Origin of the sequence: Peribacillus sp. NPDC058002, assembly GCF_042886655.1 — a bacterium.
GTDB classification, from domain to species: Bacteria; Bacillota; Bacilli; order Bacillales; family DSM-1321; genus Peribacillus; species Peribacillus aracenensis.
In genome coordinates this window covers 1-8,458 of sequence record NZ_JBHVQU010000161.1, presented here as the reverse complement: position 1 = coordinate 8,458, position 8,458 = coordinate 1, and the positions used below count along the sequence as shown (strand labels likewise).

Annotated in this window: 6 protein-coding genes; 3 read left to right on the top strand and 3 right to left on the bottom strand. The window is 36.3% G+C overall.

The genetic code is table 11. The features are described from left to right. Positions 1-253: 253 nt before the first annotated feature. Positions 254-385 carry a hypothetical protein gene (locus ACFVSH_RS19905; RefSeq protein WP_286182172.1) on the bottom strand — a complete coding sequence of 44 codons (132 nt, stop codon included), beginning with the start codon at positions 383-385 and terminating at the stop codon, positions 254-256. A gap of 848 nt (positions 386-1,233) precedes the next feature. Between ACFVSH_RS19905 and ACFVSH_RS19900 the strand changes: the two genes are divergently transcribed. Then, the gene (locus ACFVSH_RS19900) at positions 1,234-2,451 is read left to right on the top strand and encodes a cytochrome P450 (RefSeq protein WP_387707463.1); all 1,218 of its coding nucleotides are present in this window, start codon (positions 1,234-1,236) and stop codon (positions 2,449-2,451) included. A gap of 1,056 nt (positions 2,452-3,507) precedes the next feature. Here the strand turns inward: ACFVSH_RS19900 and ACFVSH_RS19895 are convergent. Both ACFVSH_RS19895 and ACFVSH_RS19890 read right to left on the bottom strand, forming a co-directional pair. Continuing rightward, a complete protein-coding gene (locus ACFVSH_RS19895; protein ID WP_387707461.1) occupies positions 3,508-5,196 on the bottom strand; it encodes a hypothetical protein in 1,689 nt (562 codons plus the stop codon). Between the two features lie 113 nt (positions 5,197-5,309). Continuing rightward, positions 5,310-5,489, bottom strand: coding sequence for a hypothetical protein (locus ACFVSH_RS19890; protein ID WP_387595092.1), 180 nt, complete (start codon positions 5,487-5,489; stop codon positions 5,310-5,312). Positions 5,490-6,490: 1,001 nt separating this feature from the next. Between ACFVSH_RS19890 and ACFVSH_RS19885 the strand changes: the two genes are divergently transcribed. Both ACFVSH_RS19885 and ACFVSH_RS19880 read left to right on the top strand, forming a co-directional pair. After that, positions 6,491-7,993: an FTR1 family iron permease gene (locus ACFVSH_RS19885; protein WP_387595089.1), complete on the top strand. Its 1,503-nt coding sequence runs from the start codon at positions 6,491-6,493 to the stop codon at positions 7,991-7,993. Further along, positions 7,980-8,399, top strand: a complete 420-nt coding sequence (locus ACFVSH_RS19880; protein ID WP_387707459.1) for a hypothetical protein — start codon at positions 7,980-7,982, stop codon at positions 8,397-8,399. The genes ACFVSH_RS19885 and ACFVSH_RS19880 overlap by 14 nt, the downstream gene beginning before the upstream one ends. The last annotated feature ends 59 nt before the right edge of the window (positions 8,400-8,458 follow it).

The window sequence follows — 8,458 nt, the reverse complement described above, 5'->3', positions numbered from 1 at the left end:
ATCTAGAGCTTATGTAAATATGGTTTTCAATTAGGCAATAACTCTAGGACAAAAGGAAACTATCTTATATTTATAGAGATCATATTAAATATTATATATTCTAACGAGGTTAACGTTCTTGAATATGCCCTTCCTTTTCAAGTGATAAATCAATAAAGAGAACTGATGTCGGTATATCAGTTCTCTGTTAAAATTTCTTTATTCTTTATTTGTTAAATGAGAGAAATTTTTAGTGAATCAAAAAAATCAGTCCCTACTGAACCTTACCATTATTCTGTTGGTTATTCTTTTCTGAAATTCGTCTTTGATTGGCTTTCGTCTTAGCATTCACATGGTTTGCATCATTTGGTTTATTTTTTTTAGAACCTCTTGCATCATTACTCATACTTATTCACCTCCCACGGCAGCTTATATACGTATGTTAGCTTACTCTTGCCTCCAAATTTTATACGCCTCACCTGGATGTGGCACATCGCTAACTAGCAAAAATACATCCCGTACAGACCGCGGACAACATTATTTCAATCACACAAAAAGAGCAAACCCGTTTAGAGCCCGCTCATGTAATGATTCAAAAATATCCCCATCAAAACTTATATCCCTTCGATGTTCAAATTCAATTACACCCTATTCACTACGTGAAAACCGTAAGAAAGCCTAATAAATGTATTCAAGATAGGTATATGGGTTATTTGTTTTTTTCTTTGGCTAACCAAAAAAGAAGTAAACCTCTTTCCTGTTAACTCATCAACACGGATAGGTTCGACTGGAACGTTTTCTTTTTCTGAATCTCGAAATGGATGATGGGGGCTAAAGAGAACAATTCCAGCTGATATACCCCTCCAAACCATTAGATCCAATTAATACGACTTCCTTTCTGCCCGATAGTTATGAAGTTTCCCTTAACTGCAGCCAGCATCCCTAGATTGACACACCCTTTTCAGAAACCCACCTATTGCTTCAGGTAAAAACTTCAGCGGCAGACTTAAAATTAAGGGTGCAGTAAATATAGGTATACTCCTGGCATGACTTGGGGTACCGGCATGACCTTAAACGAGAGTTTTTCAATAGGTTGTGAATCAAATTTCCCGAGTTATTACTTTCTTCTTATTGAAAAATATCTCAATTTATGTCAATTGAAACCAAATTACGTGTTTGTTATCTTAGTTAATGAACCGGTTCATGACTATTTTCTGTTTGAATATTAGTCACAATAAAAGGAGAGATGAAACCATGACACAAGAACGTAAATCAACAAGCGCAGTGGAGCAGTATGCTAATCTCATCCCCATGAGTGAAATTGCTTTGAACACAGATCAATTATTTCCTTTTCCAATCTTTAATAGTTTACGACAAAAAACTCCTGTAAGGTACGACGAGGCTCGAAGCTGCTGGGATGTGTTTCGATATGAAGACGTTCATTATATTTTAAAAAACCCAAAACTATTTTCATCGGAACGAGGGTCTGGAACTCTTCAAGGAAGCATTTTGACAATGGATCCTCCTAGACACACGAAAATGAGAAACTTAGTGAACAAGGCATTCACTCCTAAAGCTGTGAAGGATTTAAAAAATAAAATAGAAGAAGTGACACTTTATCTTCTCGATCAAGTTAATGGGAAGGAAACCATGGATCTCGTTCATGATCTTGCTGGTCCTTTGCCTGTCATTATAATTGCCGAATTATTGGGGGTCCCTACTAAGGATCGCGATCTTTTTAAAACCTATTCCGATGTTCTCGTGGAAGGGGCCAAAGACAATTCAAGTGAAGCCTTCCAAGTAATGACACAAAAACGCAAGGAAGGAAACGAGTTTCTTAAACAATATTTCAAAAAAATAATTTTAGAGAGAAAAAATAAGCCTGAAGAAGATTTAATTTCGCTATTATTAGCAGCAAAAATTGATGGGGAAAAATTAACAGAAGAAGAGGTACTATCTTTCTGTGTTTTATTATTAGTTGCGGGCAATGAAACTACAACTAATTTGATTACAAATGCCGTACGCTACATGACAGAAGATAAAAACATTCAAGAACAAGCTAGGACAAATCTGCCTTTAATACCAAAATTGGTAGAAGAAACACTACGCTTTTATCCTCCAATACAGGCAATTGGCCGTGTTACAAAGGAACATGTCAGAGTTGGGGGCAAAACAATCCAAAAGGGGGAACAAGTAATTTGCTGGGTCGGTTCGGCAAACCGGGATGAACAAAAGTTTGCAGAACCTAATCGGTTTACGTTAGAAAGGAAATTAAATCCTCATTTGAGTTTCGGGTTTGGTATTCATTTTTGTTTAGGTGCCCCACTTGCACGTCTAGAGGCAGAAGTAGCTCTCGTGACACTTTTAAGTACTTTTGCAAAATTGGAGGGTGTAAAAGGGGCTGAGCTGGAGGCGATTCCAAGTCCGTTCGTTTTTGGAGTGAAAAGACTTCCTTTAAAACTCACAAGATAATGAGCCTTGCTGCCTAAGAATATATAGATTTGGTAAAACAAAAACCTATCAATAACAAAAAATGAATTTTTTAATATAATCTCAATGAAAAAGGGAGTATATTAAATTACGACCTTTTAAAATTGATTATTTGGCAAGCATTTGTTGGAGAAGATGTTAAACCTTATATTCATTCCAGTTATTAGAAATTAAAACTGCAATAGGTTGATCAAAACTTAATCTACGAATTTTATGACCTAAAAAATACAGAAACAAAAATGGAAATCACAAAATGATTTCCATTTTTGATTTGTTTAGTCCGACTGTATCTGGCAGTATAAAAGGATTGAGCATCAGTCTAGGATTTTCTAAATCAAGTGCTAAAAACTATTCATTAGATGCTGGTCCTAATAGACGAGTCTATATGGGATAGAGTGAAATATGCTGTTGAAACAGGAGAAAAGCACACCATTAATATCTACAATGGGGATACCATTACAAAGAAGAATTATAAAGTCAAAAAAGTTAAGTACGGTGAATACGGACTGGTCAACTATTAATCCCAAAAAAAAGATTAGCTCATGGCTAATCTTTTTTTAATAATAAATTCTCCTAATCCCCCTAATAAATGTAATGTGTAAATAATTATTAAGGCTCTGGCTACAACAAAACCATCTATAGTAAATCATATTCCCCTCGTAATAAGGCTTCCGAAAACCAAAAAGAAATTAATATTGCCAGAGGTATTAAGAGAAACATTAAAGCTAGTTGCGTTTTTTTTCATAAGCGTCCCGTCTTAAAGTAAGTATTTTACAAATAACAGCATTATTTCTGGAAATAATCCACATTAACGGTCATTAAAAAATCTTACATGTAATAAAACCCCAAAATATATAGCCTATCTATTAAGAGAAATCTTAACTTATGAGACGAAAAAGATGAGATAAACCAAAATTCCAATGCAAATTTTCCATCCTATTTAAGAATGACTAATTCTCTTCTTTTTACTAAAAAGACGGCTCTCAATTTGAGTGCCGCCCCCTTTTCTTTAATATACTGTCCCAACTCTAATATGCATTATTCTGCTTTGAATGTTTTCTTCACTTTGTCGCTTTCATTCATTCCAGGGCGTGTCACTGTTACATAAACAGAACCTGAACCCTTACCTAACTGCTTAACCGTAAGGGTTGCAGAGGAAGAAGTGGATGTTTTACTAGATAGATACTTCCCGGAGGATGAATAGAGTTTAACAACGTCGCTTTTTTTCAATCCTTTGACTATTACAGTATCTGACTTCCCCTTATTATTCTTAATCATAATGTTGGAAGCGCTTGGCTTAGGTGTCTTCGGTTCTGCTTTAAACGATACCTTTACTCTAGAACTCTCGAGCATTCCACTTTTGGTGTTCGACACATAGATAAAACCGGCATTCTTTCCTAATTGTTTGATGCTAAAAGTTGTAGAGGAACCTGAAACTGGTTTAGATGTAGCAAATAGCTTTCCTTTCGAATCGAACAACTTCACTACATCGCCTTTAGCAAGGGCACTCACTTTCACGCTATCCGATTTGCCTACATAATTTGTTATTTGTACCGACTTACTGCTAATAGACGGCGTTGGAACTTTTACAGCCAGTTGGTATTTATGATTGCGGGTGTTTGTATAATCATTCACCGATATATAGTACCGCCCTGCAGGAAGGGAATACCTCTTCGATTCTATTCCATTTGCAAACTGGTCATACTTCGTATTAAAGGATCCCACTTCATCACCGTTTGAATTATAGAGGCTCATATACCAACTAACAGATGGCTTCCTTCCCATCTCTAGAGATACACTTGATGGTTTTGTTAGGAAAAACGTAAAATAATCAGTGTCATTGTAATCTTGGAGATGCCCATAATAGTTTTTGCCCAATCCAATACTGTTTGCCTGCTGGGCGTTGTCATTGAATTCTTTTTCATAGGCAGTTGACTTTGCAAACTTTACGGTAAAGGCATAGGGCTGGTGAGTTGAACTGGAATAGTCTTCAATATGGATTAAGTACTCTCCTTTAGGTAGTCCGACCGTCCGTTCCACCGGTTTTGTGATGTTCGAAGAATATTCTGTCGTCAACTCACTAAGCACTTCACCCTCTAAATTTAAAATACTCGCATTCCATCCGATGCCAGCTTTTTGACTCATATTGAGAGTGACAGCTCCACTTTCAGGAAGTGTGAATCTATAATAATCCTCATCACTATAATTTTGTATCTCACCCACGTAAGGTGTATTTAATTTAATTTTATTTGCTGCACTTGAACTATTGTTGAATTCGTATTCCACATTTGCATTTTCTTCAAAATTAACAGCAAAATAATAGGTTTTGTTAATAGAATTAGTATAATCTTCAATATGTAAGTAATATGTACCAGCTGGCAATCCTACTTTCCTTGCCGTTACACCCATGGCTTTATTGCTGTAATCGGTAGTTCCACCTGTAAACTCATTTCCACTACCATCCAGGATTTCAAAATCCCATGCATATCCTGGATAGTTATTCATGTTAAAGGTGACTTGACCTGGTTTTTTCAGCGTGAACTTCCAATAATCTTCGTAATCTCCATCTCCATTAAGGATTGCATGATTAACAGCATTTACATTAATTAGCTTTGCTGCTTGCATGGAATCCAGTCCAACGTTTGCTGAAACCTTCAAGACTCCGCTAACCAAGATGAGACATAGTACCCCCAAAAAAGCACTTGCTGCCATTAAGTATTTTTTCATTAATAAATTCCTCCTATGACATTTTTACTAGAATATTATTCTACCATGTTTTACAAATAATCTTCCTAATTTTTTAATCTTTTGGAATTTTTTCAGCTAGATGTCAGTCGTACTTAAGCTGTTAATTCCTCAATCGTAAGGAACAGTTGAGACAAAAAAGAAATTTCACTAAAATTGATATTCTTCTTAATGTAGATCTTCTGTTGATGTTGTTCTACTTTATCTATAGTGATATCTATTGCATCCACTTCTTCTTTTGTCATTGGTTCAGTAGCCTCAGTTTTAGTTTTCACTTTTTCAACCTCTTTGCCGTGTTTCTCCACTTCTTTATTAGCCTTTTGAATTTCCTTTTCAAGTTCAGTGACTAATTTATCAGCTTTTCCAGCTTTTCTTCCCCATATTTAAGCGTAGCATTCAAGTTTTTAATTGTATTGTTAGCTGCAGCAAGCTCTTTAACCTATTCGTAATTTTCAGCTGTTTTGATGGCCAACTGATCCTTAGTGGCCAGATGATTATGTTTCAGTATTCAATTTTGTTACTAAATCTGCCAAAGCTTTGGGTGCAAATATGAGATGTTTAAAAATAAGCTATGTTACTCGTTAATGCTGATATATCGATAATAAAAAAGAATGCCTATATATAGGCATTCTTCACCGTTTTTTATAACCATTTTTCTTCATCATCAATCCATTGATTATTTTTCAACTCATATGATTTAGTATCATCGTGGAAAACAAAGAATGATGGTAATTTCAATATATCTCCACCTGATTTTTTCCAACATTGACTAAACCAATCTGTAAACGCTTTTTGTTCTAACTCGTATATTGCTGGATAGTTTTCTTCGTAAAATTATCAATAAAATCATCCAATGAATTTTCGATTAACTGATAGTAATAAAAACCAGAATTGAGGGTACGCTTCGCTAAAACTAATGGAAATCATTAGCTATTTTCTCCACTATGTGATGCACAATAGCTCTGCGAAACTTATGATGACGTACCCTCCCATGTCTCTTAGCGTCATTTGCACTTACATTCCTTCGTTCGGTCTATTCATAAGGCAGAGGCATGCTAAGTGCCCCGGGGACTCTTGGTCTTAGCTTAGTAATGTTGCTGGCGTCTCCGTGTCATCCTTCTTGTTTTAAATCGACCCCTTCATATCAAAATATTTATTGACATCCATTAATAAAGAACGTATAGTTTCTATGAATATAATTGATAGTGATTTTCATTACTGATTACAAAATTTTTTTTTACATAACAAGATACTTTTCAATCCATAGGGGGCCTTCATGAAAATCAAGTTAGTTACGACTTTTTTAATTTTACTCACAGCTTTTGTCATTTTACCAATAAATAGTTTTGCAGCTAATGCATCCGATGATATGAAAAAGGCAAATGAGATAATTGTAGAATCTATCCAATCTGTGGATAAGGGGGACACAAAGGAAGCTTTTAAGCAATACGAAACCTTTACATCTACTTGGATTTCTATTGAAGATGGAGTGAAAAACCATTCTCAGCCAGCCTATCATGATATTGAAGATAACATGGGTCAAGCTCAGTTCGCTTTTGCTCAGCAGCCTGTGGATAATGAGAAATTAAAAAATGCACTTATTAGATTAAAAGAGACCAATCAAAAGTTTATAGAGGGTAAGTATTCTTCTTCATCTAAAAGTGGTAAAAATTCAGGTACCACTGGAAATGTAGCAGAACTTGTGACACTGCTAAATCAGTCTCTTTCGAAGATTAATGATAATGATATCGAAGGCGCAAGAGGGGACATAGAGAAGTTCCGAAAATCATGGTTGAATGTCGAGGGAATTGTCCTTACTCAATCCTCAAAGATATATGGTAATGCAGAAAGGGATATGGTTGCTAGCTACGCCATGCTATCCTCCAATCACCCAGATGTACCAGGTGCAAAAAAAACGATTGAAGGTATGCGTGATTACCTCTCTCCACTGGTAGCAAAGACAAGTTATACGATGCTTGATGCAACGACCATTCTTCTTCGCGAAGGATTGGAAGGATTGCTTGTAGTGGTGGCTTTGCTTGGATTTTTGAGAAAAGCTGGCCATGAAGCGAAAAGTAAATGGATCTGGTACGGAGTAGGAGCCGGACTTGGAGTAAGCCTTGTACTTGGCGTAATTGTAAACCTATTATTTTCTGCTGGTACATTCGGCAGTAACAATTTTTTGATATCCGGCTGGACAGGGATATTTGCAGCAGTGATGCTTCTATATATGAGTTATTGGCTTCACAGTAAATCAAGTCTTGCTGAATGGCAACGATATATTCGCACACAAAGTACAAAAGCACTTGATACCGGTAGCTTGTTCTCCCTAGCCATTCTTTCGTTTCTGGCTGTTTTCCGTGAAGGAACAGAGACTGTCCTATTCTTTATCGGGATGGCTGCTTCCATTAAGTTAGCAACGCTTTTACTTGGGATTGCCATTGGGCTGATCATCCTTGTAATTGTTTCATACCTCATACTCAAGGTAGGTTTGAAAATTCCAATGCGTCCATTCTTCCTCGTATCAAGCATTTTGATGTTCTACCTATGTATTAAATTTGTAGGCATGGGGATTCATGGGTTGCAGCTTGCCGGGTTATTACCGGCAACTCAAGCACCCATCCCTAGCATTGACTTTTTCGGTGTATATTCAACCTGGGAAAGTATTATCCCTCAGGTGATCTTACTTATAATTGCTGTTATTGCAGCACTTTTAAATAAAAGAAAAGATAGTAAAATAAAAGTACATACTGGAGGTAACAAAATTGAAATCTCGTAAATTACTAGTTCCTATCATCGTAGTAGCTGCATTAAGCTTAACTGCTTGCGGTACCAATAACGAAAAGAAAGCTGATGAAACCAAGAAAACCGAACAGTCCTCTCCAAAATCTGTTTCCATTAGTAATGGCGTGAAGGATATGAAACAAACGATTGCTGACCTGAATGCAGAGCTAAAAGCCAAGGATGCTACAAAAGTAAAAGAAAGTGGAGCGAAGCTTGAGGAATCTTGGCAAACATTTGAAGACGACGTGAAAGCTAAAAGCCCGGATCTATATGGTAAGGTCGAAACTCCCCTTCACACAATAGAAGCTGGTGCAACGTCTTCCCCGCTTGATGCGCCAACACTTACAAAAGCGGCAAAAGAGTTAGATGGTATTTTATCTGAAGTTCAAAATTTAAAATAACAGGTAAATCATTTTATTTTAGTTAAACCATAGAACAAAAAAGGATAGAGCCTATAGGC